Below are 24811 nucleotides of genomic sequence, written 5' to 3' on the forward strand. Positions count from 1 at the left end.
CCCTTCCCCTCCCACAAACTTTTTGGTTGGGGGTAGGGGGGCGGAAAGGGCGGGCAGTAAGCATTCAGGCCGGTGTGCGGCCCCGCTCGGGCAGAGCGGGAGGGGGGACTGAAGCCCGTGGCGCGGCGCGAAGTGTGCCGTGGCATGTATTCCCCGCAGCGCGTGTCCCAGGGGCGTCGCCGCCGGAACGTCGCCGCCGATTCCCCGGCCCGTCTTCGCCGCGCATCACGGTTGCGACAAAACGCATCCCACGGTATCACCCCATAGGGATGGCGCACGCCGTCCCGCCCCCCACGCATACAAAGCAGACCATCGCAAGGAAATACGCATGCTCAACAAGGTCATGATCATAGGACGTCTCGGCCGCGACCCCGAACTGCGCTACGCCCAGAACGGCACCCCCATCGCCAACCTGCGCATCGCCACCGACGAATCGTACACCGACCGCGACGGCAACAAGGTCGACCGCGTGGAGTGGCACACCGTGGTGGTCTTTCAGCGCGCGGCGGAAAACTGCGCCAACTACCTCGGCAAGGGCAGCCTTGTCTTTGTCGAAGGCAGCCTGCAAACCCGCAAGTGGCAGGACCAGAGCGGCCAGGACCGCTACTCCACCGAAATCAAGGCCCAGCGCGTCCAGTTCCTCGACCGGCGCAGCGAAGGCGCGGGTGCCCAGCCCGCCGAAGGCGGCGGTGCTCCCCGGCGGTCCTATCAGCAGCCCGCCGGTCAGGGTGGCCAGGGCGGTGCCCAGGCCGGTCAGGCCGGGCAGGGTGGCCAGCGCCGCCAGGCCCCGCAGGGCGACCCCTACGGCGCGGACGAGGATCTCGGCCCGGCCTTCCCCTCCGAAGCCAGCGGCATGGACGACGTGCCGTTCTAACCCAACGCGCCAAGATGTTGGTTGATAAATCAGGCGAAGCCATGTTCATGGCTTCGCCTGATTTTTTGTGTCATTGTTAAATGTATCTAGTGTGTTGCTAATGTGTTCGTAGAAGGATGGATCGCTTATGAAAAGGTCAGACTTCGTGCGGCCAAGTCGCGACGGGGACCAGTTCCATTATCATTGGGCAGCTCGGCAATGCCTAATGCTATTGTCAGAAGCGAGTGGTTTGGTCGCTGTAACTGTAGAGGGTGCTTCGGCTATTGAGTCCGATGGAGTCGTCAATGAGGGGGATGAGCTAATTGACGTTGGACTTTATTATGGGTCTGAATATTTTTCCGATGCAAAACTTGTGCGTTATATCCAGTTAAAACATTCTACTCGGCGACAATCTGTCGCATGGGGCCTGCGAGATATTGAGAAGACATTGCAGGGTTTCGCAAGAAGATATGCGGAACTTTTAAATTTTTTTTCTTCAGAATATCTGGCGCAAAAGGTGCGATTCGAGTTCACGACAAATCGACCCATCGCGGCTGATCTGTTGGCGTTTCTCAAGAGTCTTACGACAGGAGATGAAATCTGCCCTCATGCGCTCCATGATATTGTGGGTGATTGCGTTGGTCTTGATGAAAAGCAGAGTGTTGCATTTTTGCACACTTTATCTCTTTGCGGTGGTGAGCCAGATCTTTGGAATCAGCGTAATTTGCTTGCTGGAGATATTGGAGCATATCTTCCAGGTGCAGATTCTGATTCACCTATACAACTCAAGGAGCTGGTAACGCGTAAGGCGACGACGGAATTTGAGTCAAATCCGTCAATCAGGCGGCATGATGTCTTAAGGGTGCTTAAGGTGACCGAGGAGGATCTTTTTCCTGCCCCAAACCGTATCGAACCGGTCAGTGCTGCATTGCCTCGCGAGAGGGAGGCGGAAATTCTTGAGGAGATACTTGTTGAAGATCGACCGGTAGTCATTCATGCGGAGGGCGGTGTTGGAAAGTCGATGCTCGTATCGCGGCTTGCGACTATGATGCCCCTTGGTTCTGTGGCTATTGTATATGACTGTTTTGGTAATGGATTGTATAGAAATTCGCTACATCTTAGGCATCGGCATTGCGATGTCTTAGTTCAAATTGCAAATGAGCTTGCGTCGCTAGGGCTTTGTTACCCTCTGATTCCATCGTGCAAGTGTGATGTTAAACAATATATGCGTGCTTTTGTTAGTAGGTTGAATCAGGCCGTAGGCTTTTTGCGTGCGAGTAATTCTGACGCAAGTATTTGTATTTTTATAGATGCTGCGGATAACGCTGTTTTGGCAGCTGCTGAACGCCATGAGCCTAGCTTTGTTCGTGATTTGATAAGGGAGGCTCTCCCAAAAGGAGTTCGAATAGCGTTCACCTGCAGGACGCATAGACGTGAGAGCTTGAATGCGCCTCCAGGAACGCGCGAAATTGAGCTTTTGCCTTTTAATGAAAGTGAAACGGCAAGTCATCTGCGCTCATTCTATCCTGATGCTAGTCAAAAAAATGTAGAAGAGTTTGCATTCCTCACAAGCTCAAATCCGCGCGTTCAAGCCTTGGCCCTTATGCGTGATTTGCCGCTTGATAACATGCTAAGATTATTAGGGCCTGAGCCAACAACTGTAGATGGAGCGATAGGAGAACTGCTTCAGCGTGCAGTGGATAATATTAAAGATCAGGTTGGTGAAGCTGAATCAGCACAAATTGATATGATATGTCGTGGATTGGCTGTATTGCGACCATTAATTCCGATCGCGGTGTTAGCACATATTTCTGGAGTGTCTGAGAGTGCCGTGCGCAGCTTCGCGCTTGATTTTGGGCGCCCTTTACTTGTGAAGGGTAGTAGTCTCCACTTTTTTGATGAACCAGCAGAAACTTGGTTTCGTGAAAAGTTTGGATCTGACCGCGAGGGCTTGCGAACCTTTGCTAAACACCTCAGGACGATAGCGGCAAGCAGTGCTTACGCGGCTTCGGCATTGCCACAATTGCTTTTGTCCGCAGGTCAGATTGATGAGCTTGTCGAGTTGGCTCTTTCAGGTGGTGAATTGCCGACAGATAGCCCCCTTGAGAAGAGAGACGTAGAGTTACAACGGGTCTTATTCGCCTTGAAGGCCTGTCTTGACCAAGGTCGCTACGTGGCGGCCGCAAAGTTGGCGCTTAAAGCCGGTGGAGAAGCTGCTGGGCAGTCGCGTCAGAATGGGCTCATTCGGGAAAATACCGATATCGCAGCCATACTGCTTTCTCCTGATCGTATCGATGAACTGGTTTCAAGGCGTACGTTTGATACAGGTTGGATTGGGTCTCATCACACCTATGACGCAGGCTTGCTTTCGGGACGTGGTGAGTTTGCTGCTGAGGCAATGAGTAGGCTGCGCATGGCCATTGATTGGCTATATGCATGGGCGGGGCAGCCTCATGACCAAGGAACACATGAAAAGTTTGATGATCGTGATCGAGTCGAGCTTGCGATGGCTCTTTTGCGTTTGCGAGGGGCCAGGGCCGCAGCAAATTTTTTAAGAGGGTGGAGGTATCGGCCTATTGCCTTCACATGTGGAAAGCTTCTAGCCCGGCGCCTTATGGATATTGGTGAACATGAGCGGTTTGATGAACTTGCCCTTGCAGCGGGCAACGATGTTTGGCTCCTTCTTGGTTTGGCGGTTGAGGGTGAACGTGTCGGGCGTCACTTGCCTGTTGTGTCCTTGGCGCGACTCCTGCGGCTGCTTGCGGACCGGCGCGTAAGGTTGGCAGAATTTAAGAGCTGTACAGAGGGCTGGGATATCCTTTGCTCGGTGCGTGCGGTGGTCGCATCCGCAGTTCGTGTGTTTCCAGATAAAGCGGAGCGTTGGTGCAAGGTCTTGCAGCGCTATCTTCCTGTCGCGCCGCCAGCAACCCTAGCTGGGCGATTCGGGTTTGATCGAATGCCATTGTTACGGGCTTATGCCTTGGAATCGGTATTGCTCGGCAAGTCACTTGTCTTGCTTGACGTTGCCCCGCCCGAAGTACGTAAGGAACTAGAGGATAAGAGTGGATTTCTGCGGAGTGGTGATGCGAGCACCTTTGCAAATGAGATGGGCGGCCTATTGCCGTGGCTTGTGCTCTCCGCTGAGATTATGTGTGGTCACCTCGTCTCTGGCTTGCATGAGCGCATTAGCGCCGCTGTAAAGGCGACTGCCGCTGCTGAGCGTGCTGACTACTATCAGCGTTATAATTTCCAGAGGGATGCTGCGTTAGAATGGCTCCAAATATTGCGGGGAGTAGGTGCGACCGACAGTGTCACGATAGATGCTTACCGCGCATGGTTGAAAGACCGAGACCAAGCGTTAGGAGTAACAACCCTAACAACAATATGCCGGGGCGCTGCCAGAGCCAAGGGGTTAGAGGGCCTTGCCACGGATATTGCCCTGGCGGTCTATGGCTCTCTGGAGAGGTCACGCGAGGATGCAGAAACTAGGGCGAATTTGTATCTGGAGCTGGCACGGGCAATTTTTCCTGTAAACAACGCCGAGGCTGCTGTGTATTTCAATCGCGCTGTTGAAATATCTAGCCGGATTGGTGAGGAAAACTTAGCCCGATGGGATGCGCTGCTAAATCTAGCAGAGGCTGCCGCTCAAAAGGAATGCCCGCGTCCACAATCTGCCTATCGCTTGGCCAGGGCTGCGGAGTTAACCTATGAATATGTGGTTCGTGATAAACACTTTGCCTGGATAGGAACGGTAGACGCGTTGACAGGCCTCTGTGGTGCCTCCGCGTTAGCAATCTTGAGTCGTTGGCGGGACCGGCGGTTTGGGCAAATTGAGCGCCTCCTGCCGGTGGCAGTGTATCATCTCAGGGAAAATGGTCTTCTGCCGAGTCATGTGCCGATCGTGTTGTCCGGGCTTGATGTTGAGTGGGCTAGGTTGGCTGATCTGGAACATGCCTTGGCCGGTGAGAGCCAGGTGCTCAAGCAGCGCCTGCTCGCCCTGGTTGCGTATCGGTATATGCGCTGTCAGGCACACAAGCCCTCGACCTGGGAGCGGCTAGGTCAAATTGGCGACAGTTTGGAAGTCGATTTTCCTGAGATTAAACGATTGGCCTGCCTTAGCCAGTCCACGGTGTCGTCGGATCAGGCGGAATCCTACGGTGGCAATAAGGCAGTAGATCGGAATAAGCCAGATTGGGAGAGGTTCTTTGATGGCGTTGATATGACAGATTCTGTTGCGCTCAAGGTGGCTTATGACAGTTTAAGGAAATACGATCCACCGTATGAGTTTGAAGAGTTTTTCAAGGTTGGGGTAGCTCGTTGTGGGGTTGGCGCAGCGCCAGCATTTGTCAATGCAGTTGCGGGTTGGTGTGATTTTGGAGTTTTCACGCTGCGTAATCTTCTTGATGCTGTTTTGAATTCTTCAGTCATGATGATCTCAATGCGCAATGCAATTCGTAATGCTGTGTTGGCAGGGTGTCGGGAGGAACCATGGCTTGCGGTGAGAGACGGGTGGGGGGCTCTTTTGCCTTTCAAGGATCTTTATAATGAGGGCATCGTTACGGAGCGTGATGTTGTAAAAGCCAGCCTTGACGGGTTTTCAGAGTGTGTGGAGTTTCTTGGCGCCGAGAAGATATTTCAAATTATTGACCCATTGGCCGCATGCCTTTCGCCTTGTGACGCGAATGAAGTTTTGAATTTTGGCCTTGATTTGCTGGAAGACGCACTTCTTCCCGAAGATGGTGACGGTGTTTGGCATGATGCGCTCCAACCCCCGACTTCGTGTGTTGATGCGCTTGCTGGCTTTGTTTGGGCAGGGCTCGGGTCGCCGATAGTTGCAACGCGTTGGGAGCACGCACATGTAGTGAGAATTGGTGTCGAGCTTGAGTGGACTGACTTTTTAGTTGCTTTGGCCCGACGCGCTGTAGAAAGAAAGGCATTTCCGTTTGTTGATAGTGGGTTTGTGTTTTATGAATGGGATGCCCGTCAGTGGCTGCTTCTTGGGCTTGCGAGGGGCGCGCTTGATCAGAAGGTGGCTTTGTTGCCATTCTTGCCATTTCTTAAGGACGCGGTTGCGGAGGAGCATGTTGTTATAAGAGAAATAGCATCGAGAATTTTGAGTGCTTTTCTTGAATCTGAAGTGGTAGACTCGAAAGATGTGGTGTGTGTTGATGCTGTTAATGTTTCGCCTTTTCCGAATAAGAAATATAAAAAATGGGCTATAACAACGTATGATAAAGATGTTTCTGATGAATTTGATGGCAGGGGTGAGGAGTGTTTTTATTTTGGGATAGACGTGGCGGCTTATTGGTTTGCCCCATTGGGGGATGCTTTTGGAGTTAGTCGAGACAGTATAAAGGCGTATGCTAGTCGGGTGTTGCGAGAAAGGTTTGATACTGGTCGCGGGGGGGGGCAGGATGATGCACGGCATAAAAAGGGTATATTTCAAGCTGGTGAGGCATGGCATTCTCATGGAGCTTTGCCACGTACCTATGATCTTGCCACGTATCAGGCTTACCATGCGATGATGATAGTGGCCGCTAGGTTGTTAGCTAATCGCCCAGTTCGTAAACGTGTAGGGGGTTCCGCTAATGATTTTCAAGTTTGGCTCCGGGAATATTTGATCACATGCCCTAGCGGGCGTTGGCTGGCCGATTGGCGAGGCCCGCGATTTGTTTGCGACCCTCCTAAAAAAAATAACTATAACGACAAAACCTGGTGCTGGGGCGTTACAGCGGATTATTTGGACAAGCAATTGATTACAGATGACGGGCTCTTTGTATTTTGGGGTAACTGGAGCAGTGGCTACGGGCGTGATGCTGAATCGGTTAGTGTTCGCAGTTCGTTAGTTCCACGAACAAAAGCGCTTGGACTGCTGCGCAAACTCCAAGCAAGGCAGGAGGTTGATGATATTCTGTTACCTAGCGCTGCTCCCCATGAGCGTCCGAGAGGTTGCTATTCTTCCATGGTTGGCTGGGTTGACGATGAAGATGAAATGCGTGGAGTTGATCGAGATGATCCTTGGGCGGTCGGCTTACACTATCCAGGACCACGACCATGTATTGAGGCTGTAAAGCGACTCGGAATCATTCAGTCGGGGACAGGGCAGGTCTGGGAGGCAGGGGGAGGCGAACTCCTTCGCAGGGAGCTGTGGGCGGATGTTGTGGGATATGGCCGTGAAAAAAGTGCTGTTTTAGGTTCTCGCTTAAGTGGAAATTTGGCATTTGTGCGACTGCTGCGTGAAACGTATCCTGATGATTCTCTCGTTCTGAGTGTGTCAATCCGGCGTGCGCTGCCGGATGATCTCCCTAGCAGGGATGAGTGTTGGCGCTATTGGAAGCCGTATGTGCAATATTATGTGATGGGGAATGATGGGGTGATCCGTTCGATATCATGCGTGGAATAGTTTTTAATTTGTTTTTTAGTTCAGAGGCTGTGGTTCCTAAGTTATAGCGGACTGCTGTTGTGCTGAGCTAGATTGCTTGCTTCCGGGGCCGCCGCAAGGCGGCCCTTTCACATTTCCAGTCCCGGCGGCTTTCCGGAGCCTCCGGGATTTTTTTTGTGATTTGCACGCCAACACCGTAGACGCATTCAGGAATAAGAGTAGGTGCACTCGTTGCGGTTTGGTGGGATGGATGCTGCAACATGCTAAAAACAGGATGTTTTAACTTTTATGTCAAAAAAAACTTGTGCGCCGTTCCAAGTTTTTTATTGCCATGACACAGAAAGGTGACATATGTACATTCCGTGAACAAAAGTGCCGGGCAGGCCGCGCGCCATGACGAAAGCCGGTGTTTCGCACCGCTTCCGGACCAGCAACAGGGAACGCGCGCAGGGTCTGCGGTACCACCTTCCGCCGCCGTGCGCGGCAGGAGACGCAGATGATGCACGACCCCATGGAACGCGCGCTGCTCAGCCGCATAGCCTGGGCCTATTACGTCGAGGGCATGACCCAGTCCGACGTGGCCGACTGGCTGGGCATCAGCCGGGTGCGCGTCAACAGGCTGCTTCAGGTCTGCCGCGACGAAGGCTACGTGCAGATTCTGGTCAACGCCGACCGGGCCGTCTGCTACGAGCTTGAGCGCAGCATGGAGGCCGCCTTCGGCCTGCGCCGCGCCGTTGTCATACCCACCCCGCCTTCGCAGAAATCGCTCAATCGCAATCTTGGCCACGCCGCCGCCCAGTACCTTTCCGGGGTGCTGCGTGATGGTCTGTCGTTGGGCCTCGGCTGGGGCACCACCGTTGCCGCCGCCGCCACCTCCGTGCCGCGCAAGCCCGCCCAGGGCCTTACCGTGGTTTCGCTGTATGGCGGCCTGCCCTACAGCGTGGTGATCAATCCCTATGAAATCGTGGCCACCTTCGCGCGGCGCCTGTCCGCCTCGCAGACCTACTACATTGCCGCGCCCATGTTCGCCCCCAGCCCGGAATCGTGCCGCCTGCTGAAGTCGCAGGAGCTGTTCCGTTCCGTGTACGCACGGGCGGTGCGGGTGGACGTGGCGCTCATCGGCATTGGCCAGCTTGCCACCGACGCCACCAACGTGGTGCTCGGCGCCATAACCCAGGATGACGTGCGCTCGTTGCAGCGCACCACGGCCGTCGGCGAGGTGTTCGGCACCTTCGTCGACGCTTCCGGCGTGCCCGTCGAACACCCCATGAACGCCTGCTTCATGGGGCCCAGCCTCGACGAGGTGCGCTCCATACCGATGACCATCGCCGCCGCGGGCGGCGAGAACAAGACTGCGATCATAAAGGCGGCGCTTACCGGTGGTTTCGTCAACGTGCTGGTCACGGACGAGGGCACCGCGCTGCGCCTGCTCGATCGGGAACACGGAGGAGATGCATGAACAGGTCAGGGTTGCTGGAACGACTGAAGTCCGGTCGCGAATTCGATCTTCTGGTGATCGGCGGCGGGGCTACCGGTTGCGGCGTGGCCGTGGATGCGGCAACGCGCGGGCTGGACGTCGCGCTGGTCGATCGGGCCGATTTCGCGCAGGGCACCAGCAGCCGCAGCACCAAACTGGTGCACGGCGGGGTGCGCTACCTGGAAAAGGCGGTGCTGCAATGCGACCGCGAACAGTTCGGCCTGGTGCGCGAAGGCCTGCGCGAACGCGGCTTTCTGCTGGCCAACGCCCCCCATCTGGCCCACGCGGTGCGCCTGCTGACGCCCGTGCCTAGCTGGAAGGACGCGGGCTACATGTTCGCGGGGCTTACCCTGTACGACCTGCTGGCCGGGCGCCTTGGGCTTGGGCACAGCAGGTTCGTGAGCAAGCGGGCGGCGGAACGCATGTTCCCCACCTTGCGCATGGGCGACTACAAGGCCGCCGTCACCTACTGGGATGGCCAGTTCAACGACGCGCGCATGGCCGTGGCCCTGGCCCGCACCGCCAACGCCCACGGCGCCACCTGCTGCAACCACGTGGAAGTCACCCACCTGATCAAGGAAGGCGGGCGGCTGCGCGGCGCGGAACTGCGCGACATGCTGACCGGCGAAACGTGGACCCTGCGCGCCAGGGGCATCATCAACGCCACCGGTCCCATGGCCGACACCGTGCGCCGCATGGACGACCCCGGCGCGGATGAAATCCTCAAGGTCAGCTCGGGCATCCACATCGTGCTCGAGGCGGGCTTTACCCCGCCGGACCTGTCGCTGATGATTCCCAAGACCGAAGACGGCCGCGTGCTGTTCATGATACCATGGCAGAATCACGTGGTGTTCGGCACCACCGACGAGCACGCCAACCCCGAGCACGACCCCGTGCCCGACGTGGCCGACATCGACTACCTGCTGCGCTACGCCAGCAAGTACCTGTCGCGGCCCGTCACGCGCGGCGATGTGCGCGCGGTGTGGAGCGGGCTGCGGCCACTGGTGTTTGCGCCCGGCAAGGGCAGCACCCAGGAACTGGCCCGCACCCACGTCATCGAGGTCTCGCCCGCCGGGCTGCTGACCATAGCGGGCGGCAAGTGGACCAGCTATCGCATGATGGCCCAGGACACCGTGGACCGCGCCGACGTGGCCTTCGGCCTGAACCTGACGCGCCCCTGCGTGACCCGCCACCTGAAGGTTGTCGGCGCGCGCGGGTTCATCCCCGGCGGCCACACCGAAATCGCGCGCGAATACGGCGTGCCGGTGGAACTGGCCAAGGCGCTGCACGGTACCTACGGCGACGAGACCGGGCAGGTGCTGGCCATTGCCCGCGACGAGAACCTTGGCGACCGGGTGCACCCCGACCACCCGCACATCATGGCCGAGGTTGCCTTCATCGTGCGCAACGAACTGGCCATGCGCCTGGTGGACGTGCTGGTGCGCCGCCTGCCCATGGGCCTGCTGGACGTGGAACACACGCTTCAGGCCGCACCGGGCGTTGCCCGGATCATGGCCGCCGAACTCGGTTGGGATGCAGCCCGGACCGACGCGGAATTGCAATACCTCGAAACGTATCTTTCGGGGTGGCGCGCGCCCAGGGATTAAGGTTTGCCACGCGGGGCGGGGGAAGGGATGGGCCCTGCCCGCCCCGCGATACGGAAGATGCGCGCGGCGCAAGGGTCGCCACGGGACAGTCACCGTGCCATGCCAGGCAGAACATTCCGGGCGGTTGTCCGGAACATGGCACGAGGCGGCCCGCCCCGCCGCGCAGGCGAGGTTCGAACTGTCAACGGATTCACCGGGTTGGTGCAGACCCGGCGTGTCGCAAGGAGGGACGCAACTCCCAGGCCGCCTAACCCGCCCGACATCCTCGACATCAGATTTCACGGATGGACGAGGCGGGATGCGCACCCGCAAGGGTGCCGACCACAGCGCGGAGAACGCAGGGTACTCCGCGTATCCAAGAGAGGGTGTACCATCAGGAGGATTCTATGAAGGAGCTTTCGCTGGGACGGGAAATGGTGTCCGAATTCATGGGCACCATGGTCCTGATCATCTTCGGTGCAGGCAACGTGGCCATGACCGTGCTTTTCGGCAAGGGCCTGAACATCACCTGGGACAACATAACCTTCGGCTGGGGTCTCGCCGTGCTGCTGGGCATCATGGCTGGCCTGCCCTCGGGCGCGCACATCAACCCCGCCGTAACCCTGGCGCTGGCGGCCACCGGCCGCTTCCCCTGGAAGAAGGTGCTGCCTTTCTCCATCGCGCAGGTGGCGGGCGGCTTTGTCGGCGCAGCCATCGTGTTCATCGACTTCCACGCCAAATGGATTGGTGCCGACCCGCAACTGGCCAGCACGGCGGGCATCTTCTGCACCTTCCCGGCCATCACCACGTCCTACCTGCCGGGCTTCATCGACCAGATCATCGGCACTGCCGTGCTGATGTTCGGCATCCTCGCCATCGGCGACTTCGCGGGCAAGAACAACATCGGCTGGATCGGCGGCATCCTGGTGGCGCTGCTGGTGGTGGCCATCGGCATGAGCCTTGGCGCCATGCACGGGTACGCCATCAACCCCGCGCGCGACTTCGGTCCGCGCTTCTTCGCCCTGGTGGCGGGTTTCACCCAGCCCAACCTGATGGAACCCGGCATCGTGCTGGTGCCCATCGTCGGCCCGCTGATCGGCGGCCCGCTCGGTGCGTTCATCTACGATTGGACCACGGGTGCCGTGCACAAGGCCCAGTCTGCCTGATGGTGGTGCAAACCGCCCTTTTTCCGCCATGCCAGGCCGGTTCGTTCTGGCAGCGGAGAGAAATTCCGGTTTGCATTCGTTGAAAGTGTTTCCGGCGGGCGGCCGGGTACAACCCCCGAGCCGCCCGTGCCGCAATCCCCCAACCCAGGGAGTAGCACGACATGACCAAGTACGTTCTCGCACTTGACCAGGGCACCACCAGCTCTCGCGCCATCCTTTTCTCGCGCGAAGGCGACATCATCCAGATTTCCCAGAAGGAATTCACCCAGATATACCCGCAGCCGGGCTGGGTGGAACACAACGCCAACGAGATTTTCGACACCGAATCGTGGGTCATGCGCGACTGCCTGAAGCAGGCGGGCATCGACGGTTCGCAGGTGGTGGCCGCAGGCATCACCAACCAGCGTGAAACCACGGTGGTCTGGGACAAGGCCAGCGGCGCGCCGGTGTACAACGCCATCGTGTGGCAGGACCGCCGCACGGCGGGCTTCTGCGACGAACTGAAGGCGCGCGGCCTGGCCGATACCTTCCGCCAGAAGACCGGCCTTGTGCTCGACGCCTACTTCTCCGGCACCAAGGTGCGCTGGATTCTCGAAAACGTGCCCGGCGCCCGCGCCAAGGCCGAAAAGGGCGAGCTGCTGTTCGGCACCATCGACACCTGGCTCATCTGGAACCTGACCAAGGGCAAGGTGCACGCCACCGACGAATCCAACGCCAGCCGGACCCTGATGTTCAACATCAACACCGGCCAGTGGGACGACGAACTGCTCGGCATTCTCGGTGTGCCGCGCTCCATGCTGCCCACGGTGACCCGCTCGTCCGAAGTGGTGGGCGAGATTCATCCGGAATTCCTGGGCAAGGCCATCCCCATCGCCGGCAACGCGGGCGACCAGCAGGCCGCCACCTACGGCAACGCCTGCCTGAAGCCCGGCATGGCCAAGAACACCTATGGCACCGGTTGCTTCATGCTCATGAACACCGGCAAGGAAGTGCACGCCAGCAAGAACAACCTGCTGACCACCGTGGCCTGGGCCACCCCTTCGGGGCGCTATTTCGCCCTTGAAGGCAGCGTGTTCATCGCCGGTGCGGTGGTGCAGTGGCTGCGCGACGGCCTTGGCATCATCAAGGACGCCCCCGAGGTGGAACAGCTGGCCCTGAGCGTGCCGGACAACGGCGGCGTGTACCTGGTGCCCGCCTTTGCGGGCCTTGGCGCGCCGCATTGGGACCAGTACGCGCGCGGTACCATGGTGGGCATCACCCGTGGCTCCACCAAGGCGCACATCGCTCGCGCGGCGCTGGAATCCATCGCCCTGCAAACCCTGGACATCATGGATTGCATGCAGAAGGATGCGGGCATCAAGCTGGCGGCCCTGCGCGCCGACGGCGGCGCCACCCGCAACAACCTGCTGATGCAGTTCCAGGCCGACGTGCTGGGCGTGCCGGTGGAACGGCCCAAGGTGACGGAAACCACGGCGCTGGGCGCGGCCTACCTGGCCGGTCTGGCCGTGGGCTTCTGGAAGAGCGAAGAGGAAATCGAAGCCATGTGGCAGCTCGACCGCCGCTTCGAACCCAACATGTCCGCCGAGACCCGTGAAAAGCTGGTGTACGACTGGCAGCGGGCTGTGGAGCGGGCCAAGGCCTGGGCGCAGGAATAGGGACCGTTTCTAAATTGTCTTTTCGCCCGTTGGCGTCGTCAAACGTCGCCTACCATGTCGGTCGAATACGATAAGAGTATACTCCCTCATGGCAGGCTAGTTTTCCTCGCCAACGAACGAAAATCCTGCTTTAGAAACAGCCCCTGAAGACAAAGCTGCATAGGCGCCAACGTATGAACGACGCCGGGAAGGGTACCCTTCCCGGCGTTTTCGATTTGTTGGCAGGGCTTGTTGTTGGAGGCCGCCGACCTTCGCATTCAGTCTTGGCGGGCGCGACTATTCCCGTGCCGTAGGGCTGAAGAATTCTCCCGGCGTGCGGCCCATCAACTGGCGGAAGGCGGCGATGAACGCCGAGGTGGAATCGTAGCCCATCTCCAGGGCCACGGCGGTAACCCCGCGTCCGCGCTCCAGTTCCGGCAGGGCGGCCAGCATGCGCGCCCGCTGGCGCCATTCGCGCAGCGATAGTCCCGTCTCTGCCCGGAACAGCCGGGTCAGGGTGCGGTCGCTCATGCCTGCCCGCGCGGCCAGGCGCGGCAGCGAATGGTCTTCGCCGGGGGCGTCCAGCATGGCCTCGCACAGGGCGGCCAGCCGGGCATCGGTGGGCAGCGGCAGCGACAGTCCGGCCTCCGGCAAGGCCACCAGTTCGTCCAGCAGCACCCGCACCAGCCGCCCCGGTGCGCTGCGTTCGTCATAGTCCGCGCGCAGCCGGGTGAAGGCCAGCACCAGTTCGCGGGCCAGCGGCGTCACCTCCACCACCCGGCAGTGGTCGGGGGCGGTGCCCCACAGCGGGGACAGCGCGACGGGGTCGATGTACAGGCTGCGCTGCTCCGCCGGGCCGCTGGTCATCACCTCGTGCGGCAGACCGGCCGGTATCCAGATGGCCCGCTGCGGCGGGGCCATGTGGCTGCCCTGGCGGGTGCGCACCTCCAGCACGCCGTGCACGGCATAGCTGAACTGCACCCAGTCATGGCTGTGCGGATGGGTCCACGACCCGGCGGACAGCGATTCCGCACGGGCGAACACCGGGCGGGGCAATGCGGCGATGTCGGGTATGGCGCGGGGGATGGTCATGAGCGGTCCGTGGGGTGGTTGCGATGCGTTGCGTGGGGTGGGGGGAGAGGGAGAAACCATGCGTTGGCGTATTTTCGACATATCTTGTCCCCGTGTCGATAGCAGGAAGACGCACGGGCGGCTAGATGTCTGGTGCGGGCGGCGCAATGGCCGCCACCTACCCACAGACTTCATGGAGAGACGACCATGTTTGCGAAGTACGCACGACGAATGGCCAGGGACTGGTTTCTGGCTGGCATGCTGGGCGCCGTGGCCCTGGCCACGCTGCTGCCCGGTCTGGGGGCCAGCGGCGGCACCCTGCACGCCGACATGCTGGGCAACGCGGGGATATTCCTGATCTTCCTGTTCCACGGGGCGGGCATTTCACCCGAAAGCATGCGCCACGGCATGTCCCGCTGGAAGCTGCACACCATGGTGCAGTTGACCACCTTCGTGGTATTCCCGCTGTTGTGGTTCGGCTTCCGCTTCGCCTTCGACGACCTGATTCCGGCAGACCTGATGCTGGGCTTCCTGTACCTGTGCGGCTGCCGTCCACCATTTCCTCGTCGGTGGCCATGACGGCCATCGCCCACGGCAACGTGCCGGGGGCCATCTTCAACGCCACCCTGTCCAGCCTGCTGGGCATCTTTTTGACGCCGGTCATCATCGCCCTGGCTGCCGGGGCGCAGGGCGGGGCGCTGTCGCTCACCGACGCCATGATCAACATCGCCGGATTGCTGTTCCTGCCCTTCGTGCTGGGGCAGTTGGCCCGCCCGTGGCTGGGCACCTTCATGGCCCGCCACAAGAAGAAGGTGAATACCTTCGACAAGGTGGCCATCCTGATCCTGGTCTACAACTCGTTCTGCGATTCCGTGCTGGGCGGCCTGTGGCGCGACCACGGCATGGACCTGCTGGCCCTGACCATCGGCGGCGCGGCCCTGATCCTGCTGGTGGTGCTGGCGCTGAACACCGTGGTGGCCCGCGCGCTGGGTTTCGACAAGCCCGACGAGATCGCCGCCGTGTTCTGCGGCTCCAAGAAGACCCTGGCCTCCGGCGTGCCCATGGCGCGGCTGCTGTTCGGCGCGCATCCGGCGCTGGGGGTCATCGTGCTGCCCATCATGTTCTACCACCAGTTGCAGTTGTTCGTGTGCTCCATTCTGGCCGAACGCTACGCCCGTACCATGCTGCAACTGGAACGGGAGGGGCGCGACGCTGCGGCGGGCCGGGCGGAAGGGACCGCTGTGGCCGCAGCTCCCGTTGCCGCCGCCATGGAAGCCGCCAGCCGTTCATAGGCGTTCGTACAGATGTCTGCCGGAGCCGCAAGGCCTCGGCACGGGGCGGGACCACGGACCCGGGGAGAACCGCGCGATACTTACCCCGCGCGGCGTGGCCCGCCCCACCACATCGGCCTCGACGGCCGATGTTCCCTGCCTTCTCCCTCCGCCTCATCCCCCTTGCAGCCCCTCTGCGTGCCCGCACGCGGAGGGGCTTGCGTTTCCGCGCCGTCTGCCGCACAGGAGGGATATGCGTACCCGCACCGCCATATCCGATGCTTTGCCCGCACCCCGTGCCCCACGGGACGATGTGACCTGGACAGCCGCCTCGCGCCTGCCGGGGCTGGACCTGCTGCGGGCGCGCTACACGCGGCAGGTGTTCGCCCGGCACTTTCACGAGGGCTACGCACTGGGCGTCATCGAAGGCGGGGCCTTGCGCTTTCGCTATCTGGGGCGCGACCATGTGGCCGTGCGCGGCGCGGTGAACCTGGTGGCCCCCGGAGAGACGCACGACGGGCATGGCGTTGGCGATGCGGGCTGGGCCTACCGGATGTTCTACCTCGACCCGGACATCGTGCGCATGGCCGGAGAAGAGGCGGGCCTGCCGCACGGCGCGTTGCCCGATTTCGCCAGCGGCGTGCTGGATGACCCGGAACTTGCGGCGGCCATCGATGCCCTGCACCGCGACATGGAACGCGCCGGACCCTGCATGCCCACCCTGGCGCAGGAAACGCGCCTTTCCGCCGTGCTGGCCCGCTGGATAGCCCGCCACGCGGCCCAGCGCGTGCCCGCCGCCCGCCCGCTGCGTACAGGGGGAGAACAGGCGGCGGTACGCCGCGCCCGCGACTATCTGGACGCCCATTGCGCCGACGACGTGCGGCTGGCGGACCTGGCCGGGGTGGCCTGTCTCAGCCCGTTCCACCTTGCCCGCGCCTTTGCCGCCGCCGTGGGGCTGCCCCCGCACGCCTATCTGGTGCAGGCGCGGGTGCGCCGGGCCCGGCAACTGTTGTCCGCAGGCTCCACGCCCGCCGATGCGGCGGCAGCGACGGGCTTTGCCGACCAGAGCCACCTTACCCGCGCCTTTCGGGCGCAGGTGGGGGTAACCCCGGCCAGATTCCGCAAGATGCTTCAAGACGCGCACGGCACATGGGCCGTAGCCTTCGTGGAAAATCGCCTTTCCACGGAGGATTCCCATGACCACGCAAACACCGCGCCGAATGGCAGGGCAGGCGCAGACGCCTGCCGCCCCGGTGCCGGAGACGGCGGGGGCAACGTCACACGCCGCTGATATCCGGACTTCGGGCGCCGCGCCTGGCGATGCCGCCCCTGCCGTCGCCACGCTGTGCTCGACGCCTGATGCCGTGGCCGTTGTCACGTGCCCAGCCACGTCCCCCCCGGCGCTCACGCCATCGGTCCCCACGTCATCGGCCCCCGCCTCCGCACCCACGCCCCGCGTCACCGTGTGCCTGCCGCAGTCCGCTGCCGCGCCTTCACACGGTCCCGCATGGCGCGCCTATCTCGACCTTACCGCCGCCATGGTCATCGTGGGTTCGTCGGTGGCAGCGGCGCGTTTCGTCTCCCTGACGTTGCCGCCGCATCTGGTGCAGGAACTGCGCTTTCTGGTGGCCGCGTGCATCGCCGTGCCGCTGCTGTACCGGCGCGAAGGCGGCCTGCCGCGCCTGCCCGCGCGCGACTGGGGCGTGCTGTTCCTGCAGGCCGCCGCCGGTTCGCTGCTGTTCAACGTGCTGCTGCTGGCCGGGGTGGCCCGGCTGGATGCGGCGGCGGCGGGGGTGGTTACCAGCACGACCCCTGCGGTGATGGCGCTGGCCTCGCTGGTGCTGCTGCGCGAACGCCCCGGCCCGCGCACACTGGCGGGCATTGCCTGTTGCGTGGCGGGTGTGCTGGTATTGCGGCTGGCGCCCGTTTCCGGCGCGGCGGCTGCGAATGCGCCCGGTGGGGCGGGCACGTCCGGGGTGGACGGCCTGGGCCTTTTGCTGGTGCTGGGCGCGGTGTGCTGCGAAACCCTGTTCCTGCTGCTGGGGCGCACCCTGCGCACGCCCGTGTCGCCGCTGGCCGCGTCCACGGCGTGCACCCTGTTCGGCGCTGTGCAGTTTCTGCCCCTGGCCCTGCCACAGGCGCACCGCGTGGCGGAACTGGACGTCACCGGCTGGCTGTTGGTGGGCTACTATGGCGCGGTGATCACCGTTGCCGCGTACATCTTCTGGTTCAGGGGCGTTGCCCGCGTCAACGCCGGGACGGCGGGGGCCTTCACCGCCGTGCTGCCGGTGAGCGCGTTGGGCTTTTCCGCGTTGCTGCTGGGCGAGCCGGTGGGCTGGGCGCATCTGGCCGGGGTGGCCTGCGTGCTGTGCGGCATCTGGTGCGTGACGCGGCGCTGATGCCGTGCCGATGCTGTGGGTGACGCGCCCCCCAGGCTGTGCTGACGCGGCGCACGGCGAAGAATGGCGCCCGGTGCCGGGTACCATCCCTCGCCGTGCATCCCTCTGTTACGCATCGCATTGCCATGATGGCATGCCACGGTGGTGCGTCCTTCTCGCTGCTGTTCCGATGTCGGCTCGCTGCTGTTCCGATGGCGGCCCGCCGCTGTTCCGATGTCGGCCCGCCGCCGTTCCGATGCCGGCCCGCTGTTGGCTGGACGTTGGCGTCGCCGGTCTTTGGCGGAAAGATGCGGGCGCAGCGCGAAAACCCATTGCCGCTGGCGGCATCACGTCATATACGAAGAGTGAGGGAGAGTGTTTACTTTCTCCTTGCGTCCGCGCTTGTTCTTGTTGTCACAAGATCGGCCTGCCCGCTCCGCCACTGTCCGCCCCGCCACTGTTCGCCCTGACAAGGCCCCGCCGACACCCACTCCGCCTGACGCATCACGGACGCTTCCTCCGCTGCCACGCGGGCCGCCCGTTGGGGTGCGGTCCGCTTAGACCGGAACGCCGGAACATCGGAAAGGAGGAGCCATGAAGATTCTCGTTGCCGTAGATTCGTCGCAGTTTTCCGAAAAGGCCCTGGCCAAGGCGGTGGAACTCGCCCAGAAGGGCGGCGCGGAACTGATTGCCCTTGCCGTGGCCGAACAGCCCCTGGACATGGGCGAGATCGCCGTACCCGTCGATCTTTCCACCCATTACAAGGCCGTGGCCGCCAAGGCGCTGGAAAAGGCCGCCGAAGTCGCCAAGTCCAAGGGCGTTGCACTGCGCCCGGTGCTGGAAGGCGGCAGTTCGCCCGCCGACAACATCATCGAACTGGCGAAGAAGGAAGGCGCGGACCTGATCGTCACCGGCAGCCGTGGCCGCACTGGGCTGGAAAAGTTCCTGCTGGGCAGCGTGGCCTCCAAGGTGGTGTCGCACGCCGCCTGCTCGGTGCTGGTGGTGCGGTAGGTTCGTTCCGCGCGCCCGGGTGCATTCGGGAGCATTCGGGTGCATTCGGCCTGCCGCCCTGTCTGGTCATGATTTGCAGGAGGCGGGCGCGCTTGTCGCGCCCGCCTCGATTACACGCCCCGGGAACGGCGAACGTTTTTTTCGCGCGCACCATGCCGGATGCATTGGCAATATTTGCCAGTACGGCGCAGCGGGGCGCCACAGGCGCGCCGCCGTCGCCACTTGTGACTTTACATCCCCCCGCACCGGGGGTATTGATCGCTCATTCAGCTAGGGGAGCCCGTAGGGCTGAGAGTGGAGCACGCCTCCAGACCCTCTGAACCTGAAGCAGTTCACACTGCCGTAGGGAAGCTGAGCGTACCGCGCCCGAAATGCCGGAAACGCCCGTCCACCCTGCGACGGGCGTTTTTTGTTCGCCCGCCGCAGGCGAATGCCGACAGGCCGCACGGTGGGTGCGCCATAACGCGAAGCTGGGGGAGCCCGTACGGGCTGAGAGGGAAGGGCAGCCTTCCGACCCCGAGAACCTGATGCAGGTCATCCTGCCGTAGGGAAGCTTCCTCGCCTTCGGGCATCAAAAGGGGAGCTTGCCATTCGCAGGCTCCCTTCGCTTTCTCGAACGTCGCGGCAGCGGAGATTACGGCAATGACGATACGCGTGAACGGACAGCAGATGGAATGCGAAACCGGCACGACGCTGCTCCAGTTGCTGGAGCGGATGACCCTGCGGCCCGAGGCCGTGGTGGTCGAGCGCAACGGCGCCATCGTGAAGTCCGGGGAGTACGGGGCCACCCGGCTCGATCAGGGAGACGAACTCGAACTACTGCACTTCGTGGGAGGGGGCTAGTGACGCACGACACACACGACAACGACACGCTGGTGATCGGAGGGACGGCCCTGACGAGCCGACTCTTCATCGGCACCGGCAAGTACGGCACCGACTCCCTCATCCCTGACGTGGCCGGGGCCTCGGGCTCCCAGGTCATCACCGTGGCGCTGCGGCGCGTGGACCTGGCCAACCCCAGGTCCAACGTGCTGGCCCACATTCCGCCGCACATGCGGCTGCTGCCGAACACCTCCGGCGCGCGGACGGCCGAAGAGGCCGTCCGCATCGCCCGGCTGGCGCAGGCCGCCGGGTGCGGCAACTGGATCAAGATCGAGGTCATTTCCGACAGCCGCTTCCTGCTGCCGGACGGCTACGCCACGGCCCGCGCCACGGAAACGCTGGCGAAAGAAGGCTTTGTGGTGCTGCCGTACATGAACCCCGACCTGTACGTGGCGCGCGACCTGGTCAACGCCGGGGCCGCCGCCGTCATGCCGCTGGGCGCGCCCATCGGCACCAACCGGGGGCTGCGCACCGCAGAGATGATCGGCGTGCTCATCGAGGAAATCGACCTGCCGGTCATCGTGGACGCGGGCATCGGCAAGCCCTCGCAAGCCTGCGAGGCCATGGAGATGGGCGCTGCCGCGTGCCTCGTGAACACGGCCATCGCCACGGCGGGCAACCCGGTGACCATGGCCCGCGCCTTTGGAGAGGCGGTACGCGCCGGGCGCGCGGCATACCTTTCGGGCGCGGGGCCGGTAGCCACGGGCGAGGCCAGCGCCTCGTCGCCGCTGACGGGTTTTCTGGGGGAATAGCGCACCGGGGCGGGCGTCGGGACATGCCCGGCGTGCCCGAATGCCGGCCTGTCTGCGGGCCTGTCTGGCCGATTTGGCTTACCCGCGTCCGCCGTCCCCCGCGTCTTCCCGCACAAGGAGCAGGACATGAGCATGTACGACGTGGTCCGTGAATGGACCCCCCGCGTGGCGGACGCCCCCCTGCGCGCGGTGATGGAATCGGCCACGGCGGACGATGTTGCCCGCGTGCTGCGCAAGGGGCGCCTTTCGCCGCACGACCTGCTGACCCTGCTTTCTCCGGCGGCGGCCACCCAGCTGGAGGCCATGGCCCGACGCGCCCGCGAGCTGACGGTGCGTCACTTCGGGCGCACCATCCAGTTGTTCACCCCGCTGTACCTTTCCAACCACTGTACCAACCAGTGCCGGTACTGCGGCTTCAACGCGCGCAACCACATTCCCCGTCAGCGCCTGACGGATCAGGAAATCGTGGCCGAGGGCCGGGCCATTGCCGCCACCGGGCTGCGCCACCTGCTGCTGCTGACCGGCGATGCGCGGCAGGTTTCCGGGCCGGAGTACATCGCCCATGCCGCGCGGTTGCTGGCGCCGCTGTTTCCCTCGCTGTCGGTGGAGGTCTATTCGCTGACGGACGCGGAATACGCGCTGCTGGTGGAGGCGGGCATCGAGGGCATGACCATGTTCCAGGAAACCTACAACGAGGCCCTGTACCCGGAACTGCACCCCGCAGGCCCCAAGCGCGACTATCATTTCCGTCTGGGCGCGCCGGAGCGCGCCGCCCGCGCGGGCATGCGTGCCGTGGGCCTTGGCGCGTTGCTGGGGTTGGACGACTGGCGGCGCGACGCCTTTTTCACCGCCCTGCACGGCCACTGGCTGCAACGCAATTATCCCCATGTGGACGTAAGCTTTTCCGTGCCGCGCCTGCGCCCCCACGCCGGGGCCTTTCAGCCCGCGCACACGGTGTCCGACCATGAACTGGTACAGGTCATCCTGGCCTACCGCATCTTCATGCCCAGCGCGGGCATTACCGTTTCCACCCGCGAACGGGCAGACCTGCGCGACAACCTGATCCCCCTTGGGGTCACCCGCATGTCCGCAGGGGTCAGCACCGCAGTTGGCGGTCACGCCACGCATACGGATGCGGACGGGCAGGGGGATGGGGACGGCGCCACCCCGCAGTTCGAAATCTCCGACCCGCGCAGTGCCGATGCCATGGCCAGCGCCATCGCCGCGCGCGGCTACCAGCCGGTGTACAAGGACTGGGAATCGGTGCTGGACGGCGGGTACGGGTGTGGGATAGCGTGCGCCGCGCGACGCACCCCGTCCGGTGAACGTGCCGGGGCACCCACCCCGGCAGCCCCCCACGCCACGGCCTGATTTTCGGAACGGCACCATCCCCCCGGAACTGCCAGCATTCTTCGGAACAGGCCCCTGCGCGCGGGACAGGCACGGTGGGCATTCGCCGTCGCAATTCCCTCCTTCAGGAGCTTTCGTGAGCATTCTTTCCGATGGTCTTGCCCGGTATCTCGAACATGACCACCTTGAACGCATGGCCGCGGCCCGCGTGGGCATCGCGGGGGCAGGGGGCCTTGGCTCCAACTGCGCCGCCATGCTGGTGCGCAGCGGTCTGCGCCGTCTTGTGGTGGCCGACCGCGACGTGGTCGAACCCTCCAATCTCAACCGCCAGCAGTATCAGCCGTTCCACCTCGGCAAGTCCAAGGTGGACGCGCTTGCCGAAAGCCTGCGCGTCATCGAGCCCCGCCTTGTGGTCACCGCCCGGCGCGTGGACCTGACCCCCACCAACGTGGCCGATGTGTTCGTGGGCTGCGACATTCTGGTGGAAGCCCTGGACGAACCCGAGGCCAAGCGCATGTTCGTGGAAGCCGCGCTGGAAATGGGCGCCTTCGTGGTGTCCGCCTCCGGCATGGGCGGCTGGGGCGGCCCGGCCATGCAGATGCGCCGCATGGGCGACCGCATGGTGCTGGTGGGCGACTTCACCAGCGAGGTGGGCCACGACCTGCCGCCGCTGGCCCCGCGTGTGACCATGGCGGCGGCCATGCAGGCGGATGCCGTCCTTAGCCACATACTCGGACCTTGCCCCGGCTTCATGGCATAACGCGCGGGGCGGGACCATATGCTGCGTCAAGCCGCGTCTCCGCTCGGGTCACGTACCAAAGAGTACGCTCCCCTCGCGGAAACGCGGCTTTCCTTGCCTCTGACCCCGCCGCGCGCGTTACGCGGTTGTGCCGAAGCTAGGGGGGGACAGTGCTCGGCAAAATGCACTTTTGGCTTTGATGCTATTAACGGCTTAATGAAGCAGGAATATTCAGCTTCCCCAAACCCAAGGAGCATCCCATGCCGCGCATCCTTCCCGGCAGCACGCCGGAAGCCGACATCTACTGCCTGACCGACGACGGGCTGTCGCGGGGGCGGTCCGCCGTGGACGTGGTGGGCGCCATGCTGCGCGGGGGCGCGCGCATCGTGCAGTACCGCGAAAAGGACAAGCACGCCGGGGACATGCTGCGCGAGTGCATGGAGTTGCGCCGCATGACCCGCGAGGCCGGGGCCTGCTTCATCGTCAACGACCATGTGGACATCGCCGTGCTGTGCGATGCCGACGGCGTGCACGTGGGGCAGGAGGACCTGCCCGTTCAGGCGGTGCGGCAGTTGGTGGGGCCGGGGCGCATCATCGGGTTGTCCACCCATTCGCCGGAGCAGGCCCGCGCCGCCGTGGCGAGCGGGGCGGACTACATCGGGGTGGGGCCGATCTTCGCCACAAAGACCAAGAAGGACGTCTGCGCGCCGGTGGGCTTTGAATACCTGGACTGGGTGGTGGGCAACATTGCGCTGCCGTTCGTGGCCATTGGCGGCATCAAGCTGCACAACATCGGGCAGGTGGCCGCACACGGCGCGCGGTGCTGCGCGCTGGTCTCTGAAATCGTGGGCGCGGACGATGTTGCCGCCTGCTTCGCGGACGCGCGCGCGGCCATGCGGGCTGGGCGGGGGTAACCCGTTCCAACTCCTGAACTGCGTGCGCGCGACGACTGTCCCCCCTGGCCTCCGTCTGTTCCCGTCTTTCTCCGTCCTTCTGCATGTGGCACGCAAAAACGCGGCGCTCCCGAAAGGGCAGCGCCGCGTTGTTCATTGCACGCGGCAACGTTGCGGTGGCTTCGCCAGACAGGGTGCCGCCGGTCAGGCGATTTCCTCCAGCAGGCCGGAGACACCAGCGGACGTGGTCGTCGAATCGCCAGAGGAGAACAGGCTGGCGAAATCGAAGCCGCCCGAGCTGCCGTAGGCGTTCATGGCCCGCCGCAGTTCGGAGGTGGAAGAATCGGACCCGCTCTCGCCGCGCGCCAGGCGCAGGGCCTCGGCATAGCCGGGAATGGCGGCGGCCAGTTCCTCGGTGGAAACCGTGCCGTCCTTGTTGGTGTCCAACTCGTCGTATTCTTCCTCTTCCTCGTCTTCGCTCGATGAACTGCTGGCCGCCGAGCTGGAAGCCGCTGCGGTCAGGCTGGAATCGGACGAAGAGGCCACGCCGTTCTCGATGGCGGTGGACAATTCGTCACCGGTGATCACGCCGTCGCCGTCGAGGTCGAACTGGTTGAAGGTATCTTCATCCAGCCCGGATTCCTCCTGGGTCAGGTCGCCGCTCTGGTCGGAATCCGCAAGGCCCATGATCATGGCAGTGAGCGATGCATAGGCCTGCGTGGCGGCGTCGGACGCGGCAGAGGCATCCACCGAGAGGGTGCCGTCATCACCGATGCTGGCAACGCCCGAGTTCAGGGCGTCTTCCAGTTCGAAGCCGGTCACCGTGCCGTCGCCGTCTGCGTCAAGCGCGTCGAACGACTCCTGCTCCAGCCCCGATTCCTCCAGCGAAAGCCCGCCGTTGATGTCCGTGTCCAACTGCCCCAGCAGCGAGGCGGTCTGGGCGAAGGCCGAGCCCTCGTCCCCCTCGCCCAGCATGGCGATGAGCTTGTCGCGGTTGCTGAACAGTCCGGTGGCCTGGGTGGTGCTTTCGCTGTCGTCCGACTCGCCGAACAGGCTGGTCAGCGACGACGTGCCCCCCTGGGTAATCTGCGACGTCTGGTCGCTGCCCCAGGACGCCAGCAGTTCCTGTAGCGTGGAACTGCTGGAACTTATCCCTGATATGCTCATGAGTACCTCCTATCGTACCTCATGTGCGCAGCGCCGTGCTCGCCCGCAGCCCGAGGGCAGGAAAAGCGTGCCGCACCATGCGGCACGGTCGCGAAGAAGCAAGAATCGCACCAGCGGCAAAGCTTGCCGGGTGGTGCGAAGGGGGGCGCGGGGGATGTGCATGATGGCGCGGGCGACAAGCATGCGGGGCGGGCATGCG

16 protein-coding genes, 1 pseudogene and 2 riboswitches are annotated in these 24811 nt (G+C 62.8%); of the genes and pseudogenes, 15 read left to right on the plus strand and 2 right to left on the minus strand.

Annotated elements, in window-relative coordinates:
* The first annotated feature begins 328 nt into the window (after positions 1–328).
* From ABWO17_RS08885 to glpK, 6 genes are all read left to right on the plus strand, one after another.
* Complete coding sequence (locus tag ABWO17_RS08885; RefSeq protein ID WP_353117688.1) at positions 329–874, plus strand: single-stranded DNA-binding protein; 546 nt, start codon at positions 329–331, stop codon at positions 872–874.
* Between the two features lie 205 nt (positions 875–1079).
* On the plus strand, positions 1080–7256 hold the full coding sequence (locus ABWO17_RS08890) for a P-loop NTPase family protein (RefSeq protein WP_353117690.1): 6177 nt from the start codon (positions 1080–1082) through the stop codon (positions 7254–7256).
* 475 nt (positions 7257–7731) lie between these two features.
* A complete protein-coding gene (locus tag ABWO17_RS08895) occupies positions 7732–8694 on the plus strand; it encodes a sugar-binding transcriptional regulator (RefSeq protein WP_353117692.1) in 963 nt (320 codons plus the stop codon).
* Complete coding sequence (locus tag ABWO17_RS08900) at positions 8691–10319, plus strand: glycerol-3-phosphate dehydrogenase/oxidase (RefSeq protein ID WP_353117694.1); 1629 nt, start codon at positions 8691–8693, stop codon at positions 10317–10319. The genes ABWO17_RS08895 and ABWO17_RS08900 overlap by 4 nt, the downstream gene beginning before the upstream one ends.
* Before the next feature lie 386 nt (positions 10320–10705).
* Complete coding sequence (locus ABWO17_RS08905) at positions 10706–11464, plus strand: MIP/aquaporin family protein (protein ID WP_353117696.1); 759 nt, start codon at positions 10706–10708, stop codon at positions 11462–11464.
* A gap of 161 nt (positions 11465–11625) precedes the next feature.
* Positions 11626–13119: a glycerol kinase GlpK gene (gene glpK, locus ABWO17_RS08910; RefSeq protein ID WP_353117698.1), complete on the plus strand. Its 1494-nt coding sequence runs from the start codon at positions 11626–11628 to the stop codon at positions 13117–13119.
* 276 nt (positions 13120–13395) lie between these two features.
* Here glpK and ABWO17_RS08915 read toward each other — a convergent pair whose 3' ends face one another.
* Positions 13396–14190, minus strand: coding sequence for an AraC family transcriptional regulator (locus ABWO17_RS08915; RefSeq protein ID WP_353117700.1), 795 nt, complete (start codon positions 14188–14190; stop codon positions 13396–13398).
* A gap of 237 nt (positions 14191–14427) precedes the next feature.
* Between ABWO17_RS08915 and ABWO17_RS08920 the strand changes: the two are divergent.
* The 9 genes and pseudogenes from ABWO17_RS08920 to thiE all read left to right on the plus strand — a co-directional run bounded on the left by ABWO17_RS08920 (position 14428) and on the right by thiE (position 23466).
* Positions 14428–15461, plus strand: a pseudogene (locus tag ABWO17_RS08920) (bile acid:sodium symporter family protein).
* Positions 15462–15693: 232 nt separating this feature from the next.
* On the plus strand, positions 15694–16731 hold the full coding sequence (locus ABWO17_RS08925; RefSeq protein WP_353117702.1) for an AraC family transcriptional regulator: 1038 nt from the start codon (positions 15694–15696) through the stop codon (positions 16729–16731).
* Positions 16637–17839 (plus strand): DMT family transporter, encoded by a 1203-nt coding sequence (locus tag ABWO17_RS08930; protein WP_353117704.1) that lies wholly within the window; start codon positions 16637–16639, stop codon positions 17837–17839. Before ABWO17_RS08925 ends, ABWO17_RS08930 begins: the two co-directional genes overlap by 95 nt.
* A gap of 573 nt (positions 17840–18412) precedes the next feature.
* The gene (locus ABWO17_RS08935) at positions 18413–18829 is read left to right on the plus strand and encodes a universal stress protein (RefSeq protein WP_353117706.1); all 417 of its coding nucleotides are present in this window, start codon (positions 18413–18415) and stop codon (positions 18827–18829) included.
* A gap of 262 nt (positions 18830–19091) precedes the next feature.
* Positions 19092–19195, plus strand: a riboswitch (TPP riboswitch).
* A gap of 96 nt (positions 19196–19291) precedes the next feature.
* Positions 19292–19397, plus strand: a riboswitch (TPP riboswitch).
* Between the two features lie 74 nt (positions 19398–19471).
* Entirely contained in the window at positions 19472–19672 is a 201-nt protein-coding gene (thiS, locus tag ABWO17_RS08940; RefSeq protein WP_353117707.1) for a sulfur carrier protein ThiS, read from the plus strand.
* Positions 19672–20463, plus strand: coding sequence for a thiazole synthase (locus ABWO17_RS08945; protein WP_353117709.1), 792 nt, complete (start codon positions 19672–19674; stop codon positions 20461–20463). The genes thiS and ABWO17_RS08945 overlap by 1 nt, the downstream gene beginning before the upstream one ends.
* Before the next feature lie 126 nt (positions 20464–20589).
* Positions 20590–21834, plus strand: a complete 1245-nt coding sequence (gene thiH, locus ABWO17_RS08950; RefSeq protein WP_353117711.1) for a 2-iminoacetate synthase ThiH — start codon at positions 20590–20592, stop codon at positions 21832–21834.
* Positions 21835–21949: 115 nt separating this feature from the next.
* Positions 21950–22573, plus strand: a complete 624-nt coding sequence (gene thiF / locus ABWO17_RS08955; RefSeq protein ID WP_353117713.1) for a sulfur carrier protein ThiS adenylyltransferase ThiF — start codon at positions 21950–21952, stop codon at positions 22571–22573.
* A gap of 239 nt (positions 22574–22812) precedes the next feature.
* On the plus strand, positions 22813–23466 hold the full coding sequence (gene thiE, locus ABWO17_RS08960; RefSeq protein WP_353117715.1) for a thiamine phosphate synthase: 654 nt from the start codon (positions 22813–22815) through the stop codon (positions 23464–23466).
* A 183-nt stretch (positions 23467–23649) separates the two neighbouring features.
* Here thiE and ABWO17_RS08965 read toward each other — a convergent pair whose 3' ends face one another.
* Positions 23650–24612: an EF-hand domain-containing protein gene (locus ABWO17_RS08965; protein WP_353117717.1), complete on the minus strand. Its 963-nt coding sequence runs from the start codon at positions 24610–24612 to the stop codon at positions 23650–23652.
* Positions 24613–24811: the final 199 nt, after the last annotated feature.

The organism is Nitratidesulfovibrio sp., from assembly GCF_040373385.1.
Classification (GTDB): Bacteria; Desulfobacterota; Desulfovibrionia; order Desulfovibrionales; family Desulfovibrionaceae; genus Cupidesulfovibrio.

Bases quoted from the DNA above. Each gene is read 5' to 3' on its own strand.
- ABWO17_RS08965 (WP_353117717.1), bottom strand. From the start codon at position 24,612: ATGAGCATATCAGGGATAAGTTCCAGCAGTTCCACGCTACAGGAACTG.
- glpK (WP_353117698.1), top strand. From the start codon at position 11,626: ATGACCAAGTACGTTCTCGCACTTGACCAGGGCACCACCAGCTCTCGC.
- ABWO17_RS08885 (WP_353117688.1), top strand. From the start codon at position 329: ATGCTCAACAAGGTCATGATCATAGGACGTCTCGGCCGCGACCCCGAA.
- ABWO17_RS08930 (WP_353117704.1), top strand. From the start codon at position 16,637: ATGACCACGCAAACACCGCGCCGAATGGCAGGGCAGGCGCAGACGCCT.
- ABWO17_RS08915 (WP_353117700.1), bottom strand. From the start codon at position 14,190: ATGACCATCCCCCGCGCCATACCCGACATCGCCGCATTGCCCCGCCCG.
- thiS (WP_353117707.1), top strand. From the start codon at position 19,472: ATGACGATACGCGTGAACGGACAGCAGATGGAATGCGAAACCGGCACG.
- thiH (WP_353117711.1), top strand. From the start codon at position 20,590: ATGAGCATGTACGACGTGGTCCGTGAATGGACCCCCCGCGTGGCGGAC.
- ABWO17_RS08900 (WP_353117694.1), top strand. From the start codon at position 8,691: ATGAACAGGTCAGGGTTGCTGGAACGACTGAAGTCCGGTCGCGAATTC.
- ABWO17_RS08895 (WP_353117692.1), top strand. From the start codon at position 7,732: ATGATGCACGACCCCATGGAACGCGCGCTGCTCAGCCGCATAGCCTGG.
- ABWO17_RS08890 (WP_353117690.1), top strand. From the start codon at position 1,080: ATGCTATTGTCAGAAGCGAGTGGTTTGGTCGCTGTAACTGTAGAGGGT.
- ABWO17_RS08925 (WP_353117702.1), top strand. From the start codon at position 15,694: ATGCGTACCCGCACCGCCATATCCGATGCTTTGCCCGCACCCCGTGCC.
- thiE (WP_353117715.1), top strand. From the start codon at position 22,813: ATGCCGCGCATCCTTCCCGGCAGCACGCCGGAAGCCGACATCTACTGC.
- ABWO17_RS08905 (WP_353117696.1), top strand. From the start codon at position 10,706: ATGAAGGAGCTTTCGCTGGGACGGGAAATGGTGTCCGAATTCATGGGC.
- ABWO17_RS08935 (WP_353117706.1), top strand. From the start codon at position 18,413: ATGAAGATTCTCGTTGCCGTAGATTCGTCGCAGTTTTCCGAAAAGGCC.